Source organism: Aquabacter sp. (assembly GCF_965279295.1).
Lineage (GTDB): Bacteria > Pseudomonadota > Alphaproteobacteria > Rhizobiales > Xanthobacteraceae > Aquabacter.
Genome location: NZ_CBDIHQ010000017.1, coordinates 501,338 through 520,891 on the forward strand (window position 1 = coordinate 501,338; position 19,554 = coordinate 520,891).

Genomic DNA, 19,554 nt, shown 5'->3' on the forward strand with positions numbered 1-19,554 from the left:
CGCTCAGACGATCGCTCATGGGCCGACGGCCCAGAGCATCTCTACGGTCTTCTTCTCGTCCGAGACGAAGGTGCGGAATTTCGCGGCGTCATGGAGATAGGGCACCATGCCGATATTGGTCAGCGCCTGCTGGAATTTCGGGTCCTTGGAGATGGTGGCGAGGCCCTCGGTCCAGACCTTGATGACATCGGCCGGCAGGTTCGGCGGACCGGAAACGGCGAACCAGAACAGGATCTGCACGGAGGGATAGCCGAGTTCACCCAGGGTGGGTGATTCCGGCAGCGGCGGGAAACGAACGTCGGACGCCACGGCGAGCACGCGCAGCTTGCCGGCCTGCAACATCGGCGACACCGCGCTCCAGGAGCCGGCGCCCAGCATGACATGCCCGCCGGCCGTCATGGTTACGGCCTCTGCCCCGCCCTTGGAGGCGACCGGCCGGGTGCGCTTGATGTCGACGCCCACCGCCTTGAAGAGTTGGCGGAAGGTGTAGTCCTGCGCGCCCGCGCCGCCCAGTGAGGTCCAGGTAAAGGTGGTCGGATCACTCTTCAGGCGGTCGATGGCCTCCTTCATCGTCTTGAAGGGCGAGTCCGCCGGCACCACGAAGATCATCGGGGTCTGCGCCACCATGCCGACGAAGCTGCGGTCCATCACCGGCATGGGCGGATTCTTCACCACCACTTCCAGCATCGACGACGATGCCGGGGAATCCGCCAGCAGGGTGTAACCATCCGCCGGGGAGCGCATGACCTCCTCGACGGCGGGGACGGTGTTGCCGCCCGGTTTCGCGACGACGCGCACCGGCACCTTCCACAATTCCTCCAGCGACTGGGCAACCGCGCGCGCCGTCAGGCTCGTGGAGCCGCCGGGCGCGAACGGCACGATGAGGTCGATGGCTTTGCTGGGGTAGGTCTGCGCCGGAGCGGCACCCGGCAGCATCAGTGTGGCGAGCGCAAGACTCGCGGCGAAACGTATAAACCGCATGTTCCTCTCCCTTGCCGCCGCCAGTCTTCTGCTGGCAGGGCGTTGTCCTTCTACGCCTACGCGGCGCTGGTCAGGGTTCCGCAAGGGTCGTGCCAGCGCCGCGGTGCCTTCAGGCGCCGGTCTTCGCGTTGGCGCAGAGACGTTTCGGGCGCCGTAACGTCATTTGGTTGTCGCCACGACCGACACGTCTGTCCGCCCCGTGGACACGACAATGGGCGAGCTGCCGCCGCGTTTGCGCCCGCATGGCCCTTCCCCAAGGGCTGGCATGCGCCTTGCTGAACATCCACCGGAACAGTGGTGAACACATGAACTCGGTGGACCTTTCAATCGAACCGGCCAGCGCGCCCTTCAAGATGCTTTCGGGCGTGAGGGTGGTGGATCTCACCACATCCATCGCAGGCCCCTATGCCACGATGCTGCTCTCTGATTTCGGAGCGGACGTGGTCAAGGTGGAGCGGCTCGGCGGGGACGATGCCCGCCAATGGGGTCCGCCCTTTCTGCATGGGGAGTCGCTCTGGTTTCTGAGCGTCAATCGCAACAAGCAGAGCATACGGCTCGACTATGCCTCCACCGAGGGAAAGACAGTTCTTTCCGATCTTCTCGACAAGGCGGACGTGGTTGTTACCAACCAGCTTGGGAACGTCCAGCGCAAGCTCGGCCTCGATGCCCACGCGGTGCGCGCGGACCGTCCGCGGCTGATCCATGTGTCGCTGACAGGCTTCGGACTTTCCGGCCCCAATTCCGGTTTGCCTTGCTATGATCTGATCGCCGAGGGCTATAGCGGCGTCATGGACCTGACGGGCACGATGGACACCGAGCCGCAGAAGGTCGGCTCTCCGGCCGCCGACATGCTGGCCGGCTCGGATGCCGCCATGGCGGTGTTGGCGGCGCTCCACAAGCGCAACACCACCGGGGTGGGGTGTGCGGTGGACATCTCGCTCACCGAGAGCATGATCCGCTTCATGTCGCCCCGCATCGTCACCTACATGGGCTCCGGCGAAATCCCGCGTCGCTCCGGCGGCAAGGACAGCGTGATCGCGATCTATCAGACCTTCGACACCGCCGACCTGCCGATGACGCTGGGCGTGGGGAACGATGCGATCTGGAACCGCCTGTGGGATGCATTCGGCCAGCCGGGCATTGCGAAGGATCCGCGCTTCTCCAGCAATGCGGACCGCCGTGCGCATCGCGAGGAAATTGTTGCCATGATCCAGCAGGAACTGCACACCCGGCCGCGTGCTGAGTGGCTGAAAATTTTCGGCGCCAGCAAGGTGCCCGCCGGCCCGATCTACCGCGTGGACGAGGTGGTGCAGGACCCCCATTTCCACGCCCGCTCCACCTTCTACGAGATGGACCGCGAGGGCGAGGCGCTGCCGCAGGTTGGCCTCGGCATCAAAGTGGATGGGGTTGCGCCAATCGGTTCCGCCCCGCCGCCCCGCCTTGGCGAGCACACCGAGCAAATCATGCGCGATATCCTGGCCTATGACGACGACCGCATTGCCGGGCTGCGCGCTGCGGGCGCCATCTGACGGCGCATGATCGAGGACGCGATGATCGACTTATCCCGAGACGGCGCCTTCGCCGTCATCACGCTTAATCGTCCGGAGGCGCTTAACGCGCTCTCGTTCGACATCATCCGTCAGCTCGGCGCCGCACTGGACGAGGCCGGGCGCTGGGACATCCGTGCGCTGATCTTCACCGGCGCCGGGGAACGGGCTTTCTGTGCCGGTGCCGACATCAAGGAATTGATCGGCCGGCCCCTCATGGAGGAGAAGGCGGGCGCGGAGCTTGGCCAGTCGACGTTCGCCAGGCTCGACAGCTTCAAGGCGCCCTCCATCGCCGCCATCAACGGCTTTGCGTTTGGCGGCGGTCTCGAACTGGCGCTCGCCTGCACGTTTCGGATTGCCTCCGCCAAGGCCAAGATGGGGTTGCCGGAGATCAAGCTCGGCCTCATCCCCGGTTATGGCGGGACCCAGCGCCTGCCGCGCCTGATCGGCGAAGCCCGCGCCATGGACATGATCCTCACCGGCCGCACCGTGGACGCCGCCGAAGCCCTGGCGATGGGGCTCGTGAGCCGGGTCGTGGAGAGCGACGTGAAGGGCGCGGCCAAGGAACTCGCGGCAAGCTTCGCGGGCTACGGCCTGCCAGCGCTCGCGCTGGCGCGCAGCGCGGTCAGCCGGGCGCTGGACGTGCCGCTCCACGAGGGACTGAAGATCGAGGCGGACCTATCCACCCTTGCCTATCGCACGCAGGACGCGGCCGAAGGGCTTGCCGCTTTTGTTGAGAAGCGCCCCGCCGCGTTCAAGGACCGTTGAGATGGCGACCTCTCGCAATATCATTGTCACAGGTGCAAGCCGCGGCATCGGCGCCGTGGTGGCAGCCGAACTCGCAGCGCGCGGCCACACCGTCGGCTGCCTGTCCCGCAAGGGGGAGGGGCCGCAGGGGCTCGACCTGGCGGACGACCTGCGCGCCCGCATGGTGCTGCTGAAGGGCGATATCCTCGATCCCGCATCCATGACGGCGGCGTTTGAAGACTTCGAGCGTCGCGTCGGCCCGGTGAGCGGCCTCGTACAGAATGCCGGCATCCATATCGAGGGACCGGCGGATCGCCAGCCTCTGTCGGAATTCGAGGAGGTGATGCGAACCAACGCCACCGCCACCTTCACCGTTTGCCAGCAGGCCTATCCATTTCTGCTCAAGGCAGGTGGCGGTCTCATCGTCAATATGGGGTCGTTCTTCGACAAGATGGGTGTGCGTCGCAACGCTGCCTATTGCGCCTCCAAGGCGGCGGTCGCCGCCATCACCCGCTGCCTCGCGGTGGAGTGGGCGGCCAAGAAAATCCGCGTGATGACGGTGGCTCCGGGCTACATCGAGACCGACCTCAACAAGGATTTCCTCGCTTCCGAGAAGATCCGCGCCTTCCTGGCCGCCCGTATTCCCGTGGGTGGCCCAGGCGAAGCGCAGGATGTGGCGCGCCTGATCGGCGGTCTGTTCGCGGAAGATATCGGCTTTCTCACCGGCGAGACCATCTATCTCGACGGCGGCCAGGGCATGGCTCTTTAGGGTGACATGAAATGACGCTTTTCCATCGCCTCGACGCCGCGCTCGACCTGCCGGAGGATGAAGCCCTCCTGCTCGAAAATGTGCGGGCGTTCGCCCGCGACGAGGTGGCGCCGCGCGCGGCGCACCACGACGAGACGAAAGAATTTCCCTGGGAGAACGTGGAGGGCATCAACGCGCTCGGCTTGAACGCCATGTTCGTGCCCGAGGCCTACGGCGGCGCGGGCCTCTCCTATCTCTCCTATCTGATTTGCGTCAGGGACATCTCGGCCGCCTGCGCCTCGACCGGCATTATCTGGGCGACCAACTTTCACGCCATCAAGCCGCTGATCGACTTCGGCTCGGAGGAGCAGAAGATGCGCCTCCTGCCGCGCATCGCGGAGGGCGGCCTTGCGGCTCTGGTCATCACCGAGCCGGACGCAGGCTCCGATGCCACGGGCATGCGCACCAAGTTCACGCCTGACGGCGACGACATCATCGTCAACGGTTCCAAGACCTTCATCACCAACGGCGATGTCGCCGATCTCTATGTGCTGTTCGGCAAATGGTCCGAGACGGAAGATCCCAAGAAGGCGATCTCCTGCCTGATCCTGGAGAAGGGCACGCCGGGGCTTTCGGTGGTGCGGCTGGAGGACAAGATGGGCCACCGCGCCTCCTCAACCGCCTCGCTTTCCTTCGACAATTGCCGCGTGCCGAAGGCCAATCTGCTGCGCGGTCCCGGCGAGGGACTGAAGCTTCTCCTGGCTTCGCTCAACAAGTCGCGCCCCTCGGTCGCGGCCCACGCGCTCGGCATCGCCCACGCCGCCTTCGACGACAGCATCGCCTACATCAATGGCCGCAAGCAGTCGGGAAAGAAGATCATCGAATTCCAGGGCATCCAGTTCTTGCTTGCAGACCTCGCCGCCGAGATCGCGCTTTGCGACACTTGGCTGGTGCATGTGGCGAAACAGATCGAAGGCGGCGCCACCGACATCGGCGTCGAAGCCTCCATCCTGAAGATGCGCGCCACCGACATCGCCATGCGCATGGCGACCGAAGCGGTCCAGCTTCACGGCGGCTACGGCTATGTGAAGGACTACCGGGTGGAGCGCCTGATGCGCGACGCCAAGATTACGCAGATCTGGGAAGGCACGAACCAGATCCACCGGCAACTCATCGGCCGCAGCTTCATCGAACGCTGAGGACAGCACATGACTGAAAAGCATCCGGTCGGCGTCGCCGGCAGCGGCACCATGGGAACCGGCATCGCTATCGTCGCGGCGCGGGGCGGTTTCCCCACCATCGTGTTCGATCTCGACGCCAAGCGCGTCGAAGCCGCAATCGTGTCCATGCGCGCCTTCTTCGGCAAGTCGGTCCAGCGCGGAAAGCTCACGCAGGCGCAGGTGGACGAGATCATGGGCCGGGTCTCCGGCACCAGCGATATCAAGGACCTTTCCGCCTGCGGGCTGGTGATCGAAGCGATCTTCGAGGAACTGGAGGTGAAGGGGAAGCTCTTCGCCGCGCTCAACGAGGTGTGCCAGCCCCACACCCTGTTCGCCTCGAACACCTCGACGCTTTCCATCACCGAGATCGCCGCCAAGTCCGGCCGCGACGACCGGTTCGTCGGCATGCATTTCTGCCTGCCGGCGCAGCTCATGAAGCTGGTGGAGATGTCGCCCGGCCTCAACACCTCGGACGAGAGCTTCAAGGCCGCCTGGGCCATGTGCGAGCAGATGGGCCAGCGGCCGGTGAAGACGCAGGACGCGCCCGGCTTCATCCTCAATTACTTCCTGGTGCCCTTCAACAACGACGCCATCCGGCTGGTGGAGGAAGGCGTTGCGGAGCCGGCCGAGATCGACAAGGCCATCAGGGGTGCGCTCGGCTATGCAATGGGCCCGATGGAACTGCTCGACCTTGTCGGCCTCGACACCCAGGTTCTGCTCTGCGAGGCGCTGAACGGCGTCACCCACGAGCCGCGTGCCGCCTGCCCGCCGCTGCTGCGCCGCATGGTCGCCGCCGGCCGGCTCGGCCGGAAGACCAAGCGCGGCTTCCTCGATTATCAGTCCACCGCGATCTTCGGAGCCTGAGTTATGCCCCATCAAGTGATCGCGACCGGCGAAAGCCGCTCCTTCCCGGAAAGCCATCCCCTTCTTGAGGCCGCGCAGGGCGAGGGCGATGTTCTGGTCCTCCTCGGGGACGGCGCGGGCGCCACCTTTGCCGGCATCGCGCAGCAGAGCGCCTATGGCCTGATCCTGATCGAACTCGGAACCGAGTGCCTCGGGGTCCACACCGGCGAAAGCCGGGGCGATGAGGGCGGCAATGTGCTCGGCTTCGCCCGCTTCCGCCTGGGTATCGCCGCGCCGAGCGATCTGGTGGAGATCGTCCGTCAGCCCAACACGCCGGATAGCGCAGTCGCGGCCGCAAGGGCGCTGTTCGAAGCCCATGGGCTCAAGACCGCCGTGTGCGGCGACTTCCCGGGCCGCATCATCGACCGCCTCGTGCGCCCCTATTACAACGCGGCGCTGAGCCGGCTGGACGCGAAGCTCGCCACCGCTTCCGACATGGATCTGACGTTGCGTCTCGGCCTCGGCTATCCCGAAGGCCCGATCGAGCTTCTGGAGCGCACGGGCCTCGACGCGCATTACGACGTGACGCAGGCGCTCTACGCGGCGTTTGGTGAGCAGCCCTATAGCCCCGCCCGCCGCGCCCAGGTGGCGAAGGCGCGCGCCAACGGAGGGCTGTGAGATGCAGCCGCTCGACGGGGTTCTCGTCGTCGATTTCTCCACCCTTTTGCCGGGCCCCCTGGCGAGCCTGATCCTGGCCGAAGCCGGCGCGCAGGTGGTGAAGATCGAGCGTCCGGGCCGGGGCGACGAGATGCGCAGCTATGAGCCGCTGGTCGGCGATGACGGCATCAATTTCCACATGCTGAACCGCGGCAAACGATCCATCGCGCTGGATCTCAAGGCTGCGGATGCCGTGGAGAAGCTGACGCCGCTGCTGCGCAAGGCGGATATCCTGGTGGAGCAGTTCCGCCCCGGCGTGATGGAGCGGCTAGGCCTGGGCTATGCGGCGGTCAAGGCCATCAACCCCGGTATCGTCTATTGCTCGATCACCGGCTGGGGCCAGACCGGGCCGAAGGCGTCGGTGGCGGCGCATGATCTCAATTATATGGCCGAGAGCGGCGTGCTGGGACTCTCCGCAGGCGTGGACGGCGCGCCCGTCCTGCCGCCGGTGCTCGCGGCCGACATCGCGGGCGGCACCTATCCCGCCATCATGAACATCTTGATGGCACTGCGGCTGAAGGAGCGGACCGGCACCGGGACCCATCTCGATGTTGCCATGGCCGACAATCTGTTCTCCTTCGTCTATTGGGGCCTTGGCAACGGCTTCGCCTCCGGCGCCTGGCCGGTCAGCGGGCGCGAACTGGTGACGGGCGGATCGCCCCGCTACCAGATCTATCGCACCAGGGATGATCGCTACCTCGCGGCGGCGCCGCTGGAAGACAAGTTCTGGGAGAATTTCACCGCCATCATCGGCCTCTCCGAGGCGCTGCGCGCGCCGGCCGCGCCGGTGGATGAGGTGACAGCCGAGGTCGCCGCGCGGATCGCCGAGAAGACGTCGGACGAATGGCGTGCCGCCTTTGCGGGCAAGGATGTGTGCTGCTCCATCGTCGCCACTTTGGAAGAGGCGGTCGCCGATCCGCATTTTGCCGCGCGCGGCGTGTTCCAGCAGCGCCTGTCGCTGGGCGGCACGAGTATCCCGGCGCTTCCGGTCCCGCTCGCGCCTGCCTTCCGGTCCGCCGCCGATGGTGCCGCTCCGGCGCTGGGCGAAGCGGGCGACCCGTTACAGTATCTCTGAAAGGACTGCCGCCATGCGCAGCTATCGCGTCTGGGAGCATGGCGCTCCCGATACCATGCGGATAGATGACCTCCCGGATCTGACGCCCGGCCCCGGCGAGATCGCCGTCGACGTAAAAGCCGCCGGCATCAATTTCCCCGACGTGCTTGTCATCAGCGGGCAATATCAGATCCTGCCTCCGCGCCCGTTTACGCCAGGCAAGGATTTCGCCGGTGTGGTCCGTGCGGTGGGCGCTGGTGTCGAGGGCTTCCAGCCTGGCGACCGGATCATGTCCCAGGTGGAATTTGGCGCCTATGCCGAACAGGCCATCACCACGCCCGCACAGAGCTTCAAGATACCGGACGGGCTGAGCTTCCCCGCCGCCGCCGCCATGGGCCTCGTCTACCAGACCGCCTATTTCGCGCTGGTGGACCGGGGCCTCTACAAAAAGGGCGAAACCGTGCTCGTGGGCGGCGCCGCTGGCGGTGTCGGCCTTGCGGCGGTGCAGATCGCCAAGGGGCTCGGCGCGCGGGTTCTCGCGGCCGTCCGCTCTGAGGAAGAGGCGAACGTCGCCCGCGAGGGCGGGGCCGATCACATCATCGACGTCTCGGTGGACAACCTGCGCGACAACCTGCGCGCCCAGGTCCACAAGGCCACCGACGGCCACGGCGCGGACGTGGTGCTCGACCCGCTCGGCGGCGATTTCTTCGCTGCTGCCTTGCGCGGCATGGCCTGGTGCGGGCGGCTGGTTGTCATCGGCTTCGCCGCCGGGGATATCCCCAGCGTGAAGGTGAATTATCTGCTGGTGAAGAACATCTCCGTCTGCGGCTTGCAATGGAGCGACTATCGCGACCGTACGCCGGAGCGTGTGCGCGCCGTGCAGGAGGACCTGTTCCGCCTCTGGCATGAGGGTTCGGTGCGTCCGCGCGTCATGCGCGCCTTTCCCTTCGTCGAGGCCCCGGAGGCGCTCAATCTGGTCCACCAGGGCAAGGTGCAGGGCAAGGCCGTGATCTCGATGGAGCGCGACGGCGCATGAGCGTGCTGCCCGTCTCCACGATCGTCGGTGTGGTCGGTGCCGGGGCCATGGGCTCAGGCATCGCTCAGGTGGCAGCGCGCGCCGGGCATCCCGTGCTTTTGTTCGATGCCCGGGCCGGCGCCGCAGAGGCGGGGCGCGCCGCAATCCTCTCGGATTTCGCCAAGCTGGTCGCGAAAGGCCGGCTTTCGGCGGATGAGGCGGAAGCGGCCGGCGCGCGTGTCCAGGCTGCCGCCGCGCTTGCCGACTTCAGGGATGCGGGCCTCGTGATCGAAGCCATCGTCGAGGACCTTGCGGTCAAGCGGACCCTGTTCCGCGACCTGGAGGGGATCGTGGCCGAGGATGCGATCCTCGCCACCAACACCTCTTCCCTCTCCATCACCGCCATCGCCGCCGGGGCCCGCCATCCCGAGCGGGTGGCGGGGCTGCACTTCTTCAATCCCGCTCCCATCATGGCGCTGGTCGAGGTGATCTCGGGTATCGCGACGGCGCCGGAGGTGGCGACACGGCTGGTTGAGACGGCGCAGGCGTGGGGCAAGCAGCCGGTGCGGGCCAAGTCCACGCCCGGCTTCATCGTCAACCGCGTCGCTCGCCCGTTCTACGCCGAAGGTCTGCGCCTCCTGGAGGAGGGGGCCGCCGATCCCGCGACACTGGATGGCGTGATGCGCGAATGCGGCGGCTTCCGAATGGGGCCGTTCGAACTCATGGACCTGATCGGCCACGACGTGAACTTCGCCGTGACGCGCTCGGTGTTCGACGCCTATTTCGGCGATCCGCGCTTCCGTCCCTCTCTCACCCAGCAGGAACTGGTGGCGGCGGGCTGGCTTGGCCGCAAGACCAAGCGCGGCTTCTACGACTATGCGCCCGGCGCAACGCCGCCCAAGCCGGTTTCGCTGCCGCCGGGCCAGCGTGCCGCTTCGGTGCGCATCGAAGGCGCGCTTGGGCCTGCGGAGGCGATTGCCGATCTCATCGCAGCCGCCGGTATTCCGGTGGAGCGCGTATCGGGCGATGGTCTGCTGCGGATCGCAGGCGCCACCATCGCGCTCACCGATGGACGCAGTGCCACGCGGCGTGCGGCGGAAGAGGGCATTTCCGATCTCGTCTTGGTCGATCTCGCACTCGACTTCACTCGGGCGACCCGTATCGCGCTCGCCAAGGCGGATCAGGCGCCGGAGGGCGCGCTCTCGGCAGCCGCCGGCCTGTTCCAGGCGCTCGGCAAGGAGGTCAGCGCGCTGGACGATGCCCCCGGTCTTGCCGTCATGCGCACCCTTGCCATGCTCGCCAACGAGGCGGCGGACACCGTGCTCCAGGGTGTGGCTTCGGCGCAGGACGTCGACAAGGCCATGACGGCTGGGGTGAATTATCCGCGTGGACCGCTCGCCTGGGCGGATGCGGTGGGACCGGCGCGCATACTCGCCGTGCTGGAGGCGATCCAGGAGGCGACCGGCGATGATCGTTACCGCCCGTCGTCCCTTCTGCGTCGGCGCGTGACCTTAGGGCACACCCTTTCGGCGTGAGCCGCCATGGCATCCGAGCGGTCTGTGCGGCCGCTTATATTCTTCGCTGCAATCGGGTTTTTGTGTTGTTGAAAGAAGCTTGGCTGTTCGGCGGTGGCAGTCGTATGAAATGCGATTGGGGCCTCGCCGCTTTGTGAAGCAATATCCCTAGCTTTAAATGGGATGAACTCATGTCGTAACCGCGCTATATGCAGAGGGTCTGCCGCCGAAGCCCCACCTGAGTGAGCGAAGTATGGCCTTAGTCAAAAGCGCGAAAATCACGACGCGGGCTCGGGCGGCCGCTTCAGACGCAGTTTTGCCGGCAGCAATTCCGGTTCCGGCTCAGGCTAAGGCTCCGCTTCCATCCGTTAGCCAACTGACTCAGCCGACTCACGATAAGCTATCCGAGCGGCTGTCTGCCGCGATCGAGGAACTCGGGAGCGGGCTGGGCGAGGCATCTGCCGCAGCCGAGCAGCTTCGTCGGTCGATGGAGCAGATCGGCAGCGGTGCGGAAGAGGCAGCGAGCGCGGCTCAGGAGCAACTCGCCGCCATCACGCAGATGAGCCGCAATTTTGGTGCCGCACGAATCCACGCCGACGCGTCTCGGCGCAGGACCGAGAGCGTCCAGCAAGTACTGACCGAAACCACCGTTCAGATCACCACGACTGTAACCGCCATCGGGCAAAACGCTGAACGGCAGGGCGCTTCGGTCGCGGCCATTTCCGAACTCGAGCGGCGTGCGCAGGACATCGCCAAGATCACGCGCACCGTCAGCAGCCTTTCGGACCAGACCAGTATGCTGGCCCTGAATGCCGCCATCGAGGCCGCGCGTGCGGGTGATCACGGGCGCGGTTTCGCGGTGGTTGCGGAGGAAGTCCGGGCGCTGGCCGAGCAGTCGGATCTGAGCGCGCAAGAGGTCCAGAGGCTGGCCGATCTCATCGGCAACGACGTTCGCGCAGTGGCGGCCTCTGTCCAGAGTGCGGCGCAGATGGCGGCTGAAGAGGCCAAGGCGGCCCTGGGCGTGATTGAAACGCTTGAGGCGATTCATCTCGATATGAACCGGCTCGCGGAAGGCAGCGAGGAGACGCTGGCCGCTGCCGTCGAAGCCGAGCGCGGCGCCGTCGAGGCGCAGCGTGGCGCCGAGCAGGTGGCATCCGCAGCGGAGCAGCAGGCCGGGGCCGCGAACCAATCGCAGCAGGGGATTCTTCAGCAGGTCCTGGCGCTCGACCAGGGGCAGACCGCCGTGCAGGTGGTCACCGCCCTGACCGAAGCGGTGCGTTCCGGAGGCGCTGATAGCGCCGCTGCCGAGCAGATCAGCGCAACGGCGGAGCAGCTTTCGGCGACCATCCAGGAGCTTTCGAGCGCTTCTGCAGAGATCATGGCTGGTGTCGAGCAGATCAGCCGTGGGGCTCAGCAACAGGCGTCAGCCACTCAGCAGACATCCGCCGCTTTGACGCAGATCGAGGCGAGCGCCAACCTAGCCAAACGAAATGCCGAGATCGCGAGCGAGCGCGCGCAACTCATAACTTCCGCATTGCAGGACAGCCGCGCCTCGCTGGATAGTTTGTCCCGAGGCATGAATGGCACTTTGGAGGCGGCGCACGCCAACCTGACGACGATTGTGCGCATCGAGAGCCTGGGGCGGACAATCGAGAAGACGGTCGATGCCATTACCCTGGTCGCGGTCCAGACCACCATGCTTGCAGTCAGCGGCGCGGTGGAAGCCGCCCGCGCCGGCGAGTTCGGACGCGGCTTTGCGGTGGTCTCCAAGGACATTCGCTCCCTGGCGAAAGAGGCCTCGGACAGCATGGGCAGCATCAAGGACACGGTTCGCGGCATCCTCGATCAGATCGGGGCGCTGAAGCGTGACCTTGAGCAGCTGGTCACGGCTTCGGAAGCGCAGTTGCAGAACAACGGCGCCATCTTCGCCACGCTACAGAGGCTTGACGGGGACATCGCCGCCTTGAACGCGGCGGCCATGCAAATTCTCTACGGTGTCGGAGAAACGCTTTCGGCGGTGGTCGAGACGGGAACCGGCGCGCGGCAGGTGTCCGCTGCCGCTGAAGAGGCGAGCGTAGCGTCCAGGCAGGCCGCGATAGCCGCAGCCGAGCAGGCCAAGGGCGCCGAGGAACTGGCGGCCGCGATCGAGGAGATCGCGTCGCTGGCGGACGAACTGAAGACCCAGAATGGGTGAGGCCATCCAACCGTCCTGGGGGGCGACCGGCGAACAGCGCCGTTTTCTGACCTTCCGGTCGGATGCCGACCTCTATGCCCTGCCGGTCGAAATGGTCAGTGAAGTCATCACCGTGCCGCAGGTGGCACGCATCCCCCTAAGTCCCAAGAGCCTCCTCGGCATCGGCAATTTGCGCGGCAGTTCGCTCGCCCTCGCCAGCCTTCGCGGCCTGCTGGAGCGCGACATCGCAAGCGCCGAGCGCACCGGCGTCGCGATCGTGCTTCAGGGCGAGGCCGCCGTCGCATTCACGGTGGACAAGGTCGAGGCGCTTGTCACCGTGGATGTCGGGACCATCGAGACCCGCCATGCGGAACTTGCCGCGGCGCCAGGCGAACAATTGCGCGGCACCTTTCCCTACCGCGCGGGCGAAGCGGGTGCCGTCGCAAAAATCCTCGACATCAAAGGCTTGATCGGGCGCGCGTTCGCGCGGCGCGCATCTGAGCCGCGCCGCTCCGCCGCTCCGGTTCAAGTCGCTGTCGCGCATCAGGACGGTGCGGCGTACCACGGACGCATGGTGACGTTCGAGATCGCCGGCCAGGAGTTCGCCCTCGCGCTCGAGGATGCGCGCGAGATCGTTCCCGTCCCCGAACGGTTGACCCTGGTGCCTCGGGCCGAAGCCCTGGTCATCGGCATGATGCCCCACCGCGAGTCTCTGCTGCCTTTATTCTCCCTGCGGGGCCTGCTCGGCCTGCCGATGGTCGAGCGGTATGGCCGGGAAAAAATCATCGTCGCCAACGTCCACGGCGCCCTTGTCGGGTTGCTGGTGGACCGTCTGCGCTCCGTTATCAGCATCGACCCGGCTCTCATGGAGGCGGTGCCATCGTTGCTGGCGGCCCGAACCGGCGGCGAGGCGCGGATCAAGTCCATCTACCGCGCTGACGAGGGGAGCAGGATGATTTCCGTTCTCGCTCCCGAGCACTTGTTCCGGGAGGACGTGATGCAGCGTTTGGCTGCCGGGAATGACCCCTCGTCCGTCAACCCCTTAGGCGGCACGGAAGAAACGCGCACTATGCATTTCCTGGTTTTCCGGCTGGGCGAGAGCGAGTTCGGACTTCCTGTCGAAGCGGTGGATGAAGTGGCGCCCGTGCCGGCCCAGTTCACGCGCCTGCCGAAGACACCGGCGTTTCTGGAGGGGGTCGTCAACCTGCGGGGCGAGGTTCTGCCGGTCATCGATCAGCGGCGGCGGTTCGACATGCCGGCGCTCGACCCGGGCGCCACGCGTCGGCTCGTGGTCGTGCGCACCGCCGACCATCGCGCCGGGATCATCGTCGACGGCGTGTCGCATGTCCTGCGAACCTCGCAAGACATGATCGAGCCGGCGCCGGATCTTGCCGGAGAGGAGAACCGCCTGGTGTCCGGTGTCGTCAACCTGCCGGCGGAAGCGCGCATGGTGCTTCTGCTCGACCCGAATGAGCTTCTGACGCGAACCGAGCAGTCGCTGCTCGGTGCATTTGACGCTGATCAAGAGACGGTCGATTTGTGATCAAGATTCTCGTGGTCGATGATTCCGCTTTGGTCCGCAAGCTGCTGGGACAGGTGCTGGCTGCTGAGCCGGATTTCGAGGTTCAGTTCGCGAGAAACGGCATCGAGGCGCTCGCCCAGATGGCGATGTTCAAGCCCGATGTCATCACCCTCGACATCCACATGCCCGAGATGGACGGGCTGACCTGCCTGGACCGCATTATGCTGGAGCGGCCGTGTGCCGTGGTCATGGTGTCTTCGCTGACGGCGGCGGGAGCGGATGCCACGCTGGAGGCGCTGCGCTTGGGTGCCGTAGACTTCGTTGCCAAGCCGGTGGGCGCCGTATCCCTGCACATCGAGAAGATGGCAGCCGAATTGGTGGCGAAGGTGCGCTCCGCGTCCCAGGCCAAGCTCAAGGCCAGCCTGAGGCTGAAGGAGCGGGTGCGCCACCGGATCGGCATGCGTGCCGCGTCCGTCCTCAAACCGGAAACGCAGGAGCGCAGCGCAACGACGTCGGCGCGGGCGTCCGGCGATGGCCTGCTGCTCGTGGGCACATCCACCGGTGGGCCGCCCGCTCTGGAAACGCTGCTGACGGCGCTGCCCGCCAATTTTCCCTGGCCGGTCCTGGTTGCCCAGCACATGCCGGCAACCTTCACGGGCCCGCTGTCCCAACGGCTGAACAAATTGTGTGCCGTTACGGTAACGGAGGTCTCACGGCCGACGCTGCTGGAGCCGGGCCATGTCTATATCGGGCGCGGCGATGCCGACCTTATCCTTTCGCAGCGCAGCGGTGGGCTGATGGCCATGGCGGCGCCCTCCCAGCCGGGATATCCTTGGCATCCAAGCACGGACCGTCTGGTGCGCAGCGCAATGGAGCATGTGCCTGCAAGCCAACTCATCGGCGTCCTCATGACGGGGATGGGAAATGATGGCGCGGAGGCGATGACCCTGTTGCGAGAGCAAGGCGGGCGCACGATCGCGGAGGCCGAGGAAACCGCTGTCGTCTGGGGCATGCCCGGCGATCTGGTCCGCAGGAATGGGGCCGATTTCATCGTGCCGCTTTCCGCCATATCCCGCTGCGTTCTCGGCTTGGTGCCACGATGCCCTTGATCCGCAAGCCCACATCGATCGCTGTTGAGCACCCCGCGTCGGCGCGTCCGAGCCTTGCCAGTGGCACGAGCGAGGAGCGTTGGGCGGCCGCGCGTGCCGCCGGCGCCTCGGTGGAAAACACCGCATCGCTGAAGGCGGCGCTTTCCGAGGAGAAGGACCCCAGGGTCCGCGAGGCGATCTTTACCAGCCTGGCGCTCATCAATACCGATGAGAGTGCCGCGGTGCTGTTTCACCATTTGCGATCGGACGACGCCCGCATGCGAACCGGCGCGCTGGATGCGCTGCGGACGATGCCCGAGCGGATCGTCAGCCATCTGCCGGACCTGCTGGCGGACCCGGATTCGGACGTGCGCGTGCTGGCCTGCGACCTCTGCCGTGGCGTGCCGACCGCAGCTTTGCAAGGCATGCTGGGCCACCTGCTGGCACATGAAGTCGAGGCCAATGTCTGCGCCGCAGCGGTGGATGTCCTTGCCGACTGTGGCGGCGAGGAGGTCCTTCCCGGCCTCGCACAATGTGCAGAGCGCTTCGGCGCAGACCCCTTCCTGGGCTTTTCCATCAAAATCGCGATCGATCGCATCGCTTCGCAGAAATCCTCCCGGCGTGAATGAGCCCGGAGAAAGCGACGAGGAGTTCCGCAGGCTCTGCGACTTCCTCTACCGGCGGACCGGAATGCTTTTTTCCGACAACAAGCGCTATTTCGTGCAGCGTCGGATCGCCGAGCGCATGGCCGCCACGGGCTCAAGCTCGTTCGCTTCGTACTTTGCCCGGCTGCGAAGTGATGTGGCCGGCGAGATCGAGCAGTTCGTCAACGCCTTCACGGTCAACGAGACCTATTTTTATCGCGAGGACCACCAGTTCCGCTGCCTCACCTCCGACCTGCTGAACCGGCGGGTAAAACTCAAGAAGCCCGGAGAGCCGATCCGCATCTGGTCCGCGCCGTGCTCGACCGGAGAGGAGGCCTATTCGATTGCCATGTGGCTGCTGGAGAACTGGCCGCAGGTGGATCAGTACGATGTGGAAATCATTGGCTCCGATATCGATACAGCGGTACTGGAGGCGGCGCGGGCCGGCATTTACGGTCGGCGGGCCTTGATGCGGCTTTCGGATGATCTGGTGGCAAAATATTTCACGCAGACCGGGCCCGAAACCTGGCAGATCATCAACGAACTGCGTGAGTCCGTCCGCTTCACCCCGGTCAATCTGTCCAAGCCGGGTCAGACACGCGATCATGGCATCTTCGACGTCGTGTTCTGCCGGAATATGCTGATCTACTTCGACGATACGTCGCGCCGGATCGCCGCAGAAAATTTGTCCGACAACCTGGCGCCGGGTGGATATCTTTGCCTGGGTCACGCGGAATCCATGAGCCGCATATCGTCGCTTTTCGACGTGCGCCGCTATGCCGATGCCATCGTCTATCAGAAGCCGGGAGGAGGCACCGATGGCTGAGGTGGCGGCAAAGCGCATCCTCGTGGTGGATGATGCCGGCTTGGTTCGGCTCTATTATCGCCAAGCCTTGGAAGCCGCCGGCCATGGGGTCGACGAGGCGCTCAACGGCTTGGAAGCGTTGGAGAAACTGCTCCAGGATCCGGTCGACCTCGTGATTGTCGACGTGAACATGCCGCAGATGGACGGCTTCACCTTCGTCCAGACCCTGCGGCGGCAGGATCATCCCCTCTGCGCGACGCCGGTGCTGATGATCAGCACGGAATCAGGACCACAGGATTTCGCTGCGGCGCGGGCGGCGGGCGCCAATTTCTATATGGTCAAGCCGGTGAGCCAGCCCGCCTTGGTTGAATACGCGACGCTCATGTGCGGAGCCGGCGTGTGAACGAACTGCTCGAACAATTCCTCATTGAGTGCCGCGAGCTGGTTGCGCAGGCCACCGACGATCTGCTTATCCTCGAGCGGGCGCCCGATGACGCGGAGCGCCTCGGCTCCGTGTTCCGCGCATTCCACACGCTCAAGGGCGCCGCCGGGATCATGGATTTCGACGCCATGGCCCACGCGCTGCACGCGGCCGAGGATGTGCTTTCGCGCTCGCGGGCGGGCGAGGAGCCCATAACGCCGGCGCGGGTTGGAGACTATCTGACGTGTCTGGATCAGGTGGTGCAGTGGCTGGACCAGATGGAGGCGACGGGCGAGCCACCCGCCGATGCCCAGGCGAGCGCAGCGGCGATCGTTGCCCGGTTCACCACGCCGCCCTCCATCAACGCCGAGCCCCAGGTTGAGAGGGACGATCCTTGGGAGAGCCGGCTACGCGCCGCAGCGCCCCTGGAAGCCGTGTCCGCCCGGACCGCCCTGCGTTATCGGCCAAGTGCCGACTGCTTCTTCCAGGGCGAAGACCCGCTGGAACGCATCGAGACCATTCCCGGCTTGCTTGCCCTTCGCCTGGAACACGCCGGCGCCCCGGCCGCTCTGGAGGACATGGACCCTTTCACTTGCGCTCTGGTCTTCCTCGCGCTCCTGTCCACCCCGAGTGAAGCCATTGCCAAGCTGTTCGCGGATATCCCGGACCAGGTGGAGATCGTGGCCCTCGGGGGTCCCGAGACGGCAGGCGGTGAAGGCGTAATCTTGTCCGCTCCGGCGCGGGAATTGCTGGAAGCGCAGGTCTTGCTTTTGGCCGAGCCTGCCGGCGATGGGGTGAGGGGACGCCTGTTCTCTGCCGGCCAAGTCGCAGTCAATGTGCTGCGCCATGTCGGCGCTTTCGCGCTTGCGGAACGCGTGGCGCTTGCTCGCGTGGCGAGCGAAGCCTCAGGCGACGTCACGGCCCTCTCCCTGGCCATTTCCTCTATTCTGGCCCCCACCGACCCTGACGAACCCGACGATCCTGTCGGCGAGGCCGAGGGGGCGGAAACGCGAGCGACCCAGGAAACTTCGGCGCGCACCCTTCGTGTCGATGTGGAGCGGATCGACGCCCTGGTGAAGCTGACCGGCGAACTGACGATTGCGAAGAATGCTGTCGGGCATTTCTCGACGCTGGCGCAGAAGGGGACTGACCTCGCCACCATCGCCGCCGGGCTGAAAGACCAGCATGCGGTGCTGGACCGGCTGCTGGATGAATTGCAAAGCGCGGTGCTGCGCCTGAGGGTGCTGCCGCTTCGCCATGTCTTCCAACGCTTCCCGCGTCTGGTGCGCGAGATTTCCGCTGAACTGGGTAAGCGGGTTCAGCTTGTCACGCAGGGCGATGCCACGGAGGCCGACAAGGCCATCGTGGAAGCCCTGTTCGAACCTCTGCTCCATGTGGTCCGCAACGCACTCGACCACGGCATCCAGAATGCCGCACAACGCGCCGATGCGGGGAAACCGGCTCTTGCAACGCTCCACCTGCGCGCGGCGCGAGACGGCGAGCATGTGGTCGTGGAGGTTCAGGACGACGGCGCCGGCATCAATCTCGCGCGGGTTCGGCAGATTGCTGTCGCGCGTGGCATCGTCACCGCCGAGGACCTCGCCGCCATGAGCGATGCCCAGGCGACCGATCTCATCTTCCTGCCGGGCTTCTCGACCGCCCAGACCGTTACCGGATTGTCCGGCCGCGGGGTGGGCATGGATGCCGTTCGCGCCTCCGTAAACCGGATGGGCGGCCAGGTCAGTGTGGAAACCCAGGCGGGCAGAGGCACGATCGTGCGCTTCATCCTGCCCTTCACGGTCATGGTGACGCGGGTCTTGACGGTCTATGCCGGCGAGCAGGTGTTCGGCATTCCGATGGACATGGTTGTGGAAACGGTCCGGGTGCCGCCGGCGCGGATCGCCGATATCGGGGCCGCGAAGGCCTTCTTCCTGCGCAACCGAACGGTGCCGCTGGTCTCACTGGCCGCCGCGCTGGGCGAGGCGGAGGGTCCGCGGCGGGACGGCGACATAACCGTGGTTGTCATCGGGATGGGCGGGCAGATCGGCGGGCTGGCGGTGGACAGGCTGGGGGAGAGGCTCGATGTCATCCTCCAGCCCATGGAAGGCATCCTGGCTGGCATGCCGGGAATAGCCGGCACCACTCTTCTGGGCGACGGCAGGGTGCTGTTGGTGCTGGATGTGCAGGAGCTTCTCGCATGACCGTACGGCTTGTCGATCCCACCCAGATTGTACTGGAAGGCCCCTGTCCGGCGGCGGATGCCGAAAGCCTCCTGGCCCATCTTGCGGCATCTCCCGCTGCAAGGGTGGATTGGCGTGCATGCCAGCAGGCGCATACCGCCGTCGTTCAAGTTCTGCTTGCGGCGGCATCGCGGGTCGATGGGCCGCCCGCCGGCGCGTTCCTGCGCGTCTGGATCGAGCCGGCGCTTCTTAAAAGCTCAGGCGATGCATCTTTGTCGGCGGCGGGGAGTTAAGATACAAGAGGCTGAATTTTCAAGGGTTCATGCCTTCCGGAG

18 protein-coding genes are annotated in these 19,554 nt (G+C 65.8%); 17 read left to right on the top strand and 1 reads right to left on the bottom strand.

The window, feature by feature from the left end; genetic code table 11:
* Nucleotides 1-15: 15 nt before the first annotated feature.
* Complete coding sequence (locus ADADO0_RS16920; RefSeq protein ID WP_511306354.1) at nt 16-981, bottom strand: Bug family tripartite tricarboxylate transporter substrate binding protein; 966 nt, start codon at nt 979-981, stop codon at nt 16-18.
* Nucleotides 982-1,286: 305 nt separating this feature from the next.
* Here ADADO0_RS16920 and ADADO0_RS16925 point away from each other — a divergent pair, with 305 nt between their 5' ends.
* From ADADO0_RS16925 to ADADO0_RS17005, 17 genes are all read left to right on the top strand, one after another.
* On the top strand, nt 1,287-2,510 hold the full coding sequence (locus tag ADADO0_RS16925) for a CaiB/BaiF CoA transferase family protein (RefSeq protein WP_511306355.1): 1,224 nt from the start codon (nt 1,287-1,289) through the stop codon (nt 2,508-2,510).
* 21 nt (nt 2,511-2,531) lie between these two features.
* Nucleotides 2,532-3,296, top strand: a complete 765-nt coding sequence (locus ADADO0_RS16930) for an enoyl-CoA hydratase/isomerase family protein (RefSeq protein ID WP_511306356.1) — start codon at nt 2,532-2,534, stop codon at nt 3,294-3,296.
* Nucleotide 3,297: 1 nt separating this feature from the next.
* Complete coding sequence (locus tag ADADO0_RS16935) at nt 3,298-4,044, top strand: SDR family NAD(P)-dependent oxidoreductase (protein ID WP_511306357.1); 747 nt, start codon at nt 3,298-3,300, stop codon at nt 4,042-4,044.
* Between the two features lie 11 nt (nt 4,045-4,055).
* A complete protein-coding gene (locus tag ADADO0_RS16940) occupies nt 4,056-5,222 on the top strand; it encodes an acyl-CoA dehydrogenase family protein (protein ID WP_511306358.1) in 1,167 nt (388 codons plus the stop codon).
* A 9-nt stretch (nt 5,223-5,231) separates the two neighbouring features.
* Complete coding sequence (locus tag ADADO0_RS16945; protein ID WP_511306359.1) at nt 5,232-6,107, top strand: 3-hydroxyacyl-CoA dehydrogenase family protein; 876 nt, start codon at nt 5,232-5,234, stop codon at nt 6,105-6,107.
* Between the two features lie 3 nt (nt 6,108-6,110).
* Nucleotides 6,111-6,764 carry a 3-hydroxyacyl-CoA dehydrogenase family protein gene (locus ADADO0_RS16950; protein ID WP_511306360.1) on the top strand — a complete coding sequence of 218 codons (654 nt, stop codon included), beginning with the start codon at nt 6,111-6,113 and terminating at the stop codon, nt 6,762-6,764.
* A 1-nt stretch (nt 6,765) separates the two neighbouring features.
* On the top strand, nt 6,766-7,878 hold the full coding sequence (locus ADADO0_RS16955) for a CaiB/BaiF CoA transferase family protein (RefSeq protein ID WP_511306361.1): 1,113 nt from the start codon (nt 6,766-6,768) through the stop codon (nt 7,876-7,878).
* 13 nt (nt 7,879-7,891) lie between these two features.
* The gene (locus ADADO0_RS16960; RefSeq protein WP_511306362.1) at nt 7,892-8,893 is read left to right on the top strand and encodes an NADPH:quinone oxidoreductase family protein; all 1,002 of its coding nucleotides are present in this window, start codon (nt 7,892-7,894) and stop codon (nt 8,891-8,893) included.
* Nucleotides 8,890-10,407 carry a 3-hydroxyacyl-CoA dehydrogenase PaaH gene (paaH, locus tag ADADO0_RS16965; protein WP_511306363.1) on the top strand — a complete coding sequence of 506 codons (1,518 nt, stop codon included), beginning with the start codon at nt 8,890-8,892 and terminating at the stop codon, nt 10,405-10,407. Before ADADO0_RS16960 ends, paaH begins: the two co-directional genes overlap by 4 nt.
* A gap of 232 nt (nt 10,408-10,639) precedes the next feature.
* On the top strand, nt 10,640-12,580 hold the full coding sequence (locus tag ADADO0_RS16970) for a methyl-accepting chemotaxis protein (protein WP_511306364.1): 1,941 nt from the start codon (nt 10,640-10,642) through the stop codon (nt 12,578-12,580).
* Entirely contained in the window at nt 12,573-14,102 is a 1,530-nt protein-coding gene (locus tag ADADO0_RS16975; RefSeq protein ID WP_511306365.1) for a chemotaxis protein CheW, read from the top strand. Before ADADO0_RS16970 ends, ADADO0_RS16975 begins: the two co-directional genes overlap by 8 nt.
* Nucleotides 14,099-15,190, top strand: coding sequence for a chemotaxis-specific protein-glutamate methyltransferase CheB (gene cheB, locus ADADO0_RS16980; RefSeq protein WP_511306366.1), 1,092 nt, complete (start codon nt 14,099-14,101; stop codon nt 15,188-15,190). Before ADADO0_RS16975 ends, cheB begins: the two co-directional genes overlap by 4 nt.
* Complete coding sequence (locus tag ADADO0_RS16985) at nt 15,187-15,798, top strand: HEAT repeat domain-containing protein (RefSeq protein WP_511306367.1); 612 nt, start codon at nt 15,187-15,189, stop codon at nt 15,796-15,798. The genes cheB and ADADO0_RS16985 overlap by 4 nt, the downstream gene beginning before the upstream one ends.
* Nucleotides 15,791-16,639, top strand: a complete 849-nt coding sequence (locus ADADO0_RS16990) for a CheR family methyltransferase (protein ID WP_511306368.1) — start codon at nt 15,791-15,793, stop codon at nt 16,637-16,639. The genes ADADO0_RS16985 and ADADO0_RS16990 overlap by 8 nt, the downstream gene beginning before the upstream one ends.
* Complete coding sequence (locus ADADO0_RS16995) at nt 16,632-17,021, top strand: response regulator (protein ID WP_511306369.1); 390 nt, start codon at nt 16,632-16,634, stop codon at nt 17,019-17,021. The genes ADADO0_RS16990 and ADADO0_RS16995 overlap by 8 nt, the downstream gene beginning before the upstream one ends.
* Nucleotides 17,018-19,240, top strand: a complete 2,223-nt coding sequence (locus ADADO0_RS17000; protein ID WP_511306370.1) for a chemotaxis protein CheA — start codon at nt 17,018-17,020, stop codon at nt 19,238-19,240. The genes ADADO0_RS16995 and ADADO0_RS17000 overlap by 4 nt, the downstream gene beginning before the upstream one ends.
* On the top strand, nt 19,237-19,512 hold the full coding sequence (locus ADADO0_RS17005; protein WP_511306371.1) for a hypothetical protein: 276 nt from the start codon (nt 19,237-19,239) through the stop codon (nt 19,510-19,512). The genes ADADO0_RS17000 and ADADO0_RS17005 overlap by 4 nt, the downstream gene beginning before the upstream one ends.
* Nucleotides 19,513-19,554 lie beyond the last annotated feature (42 nt).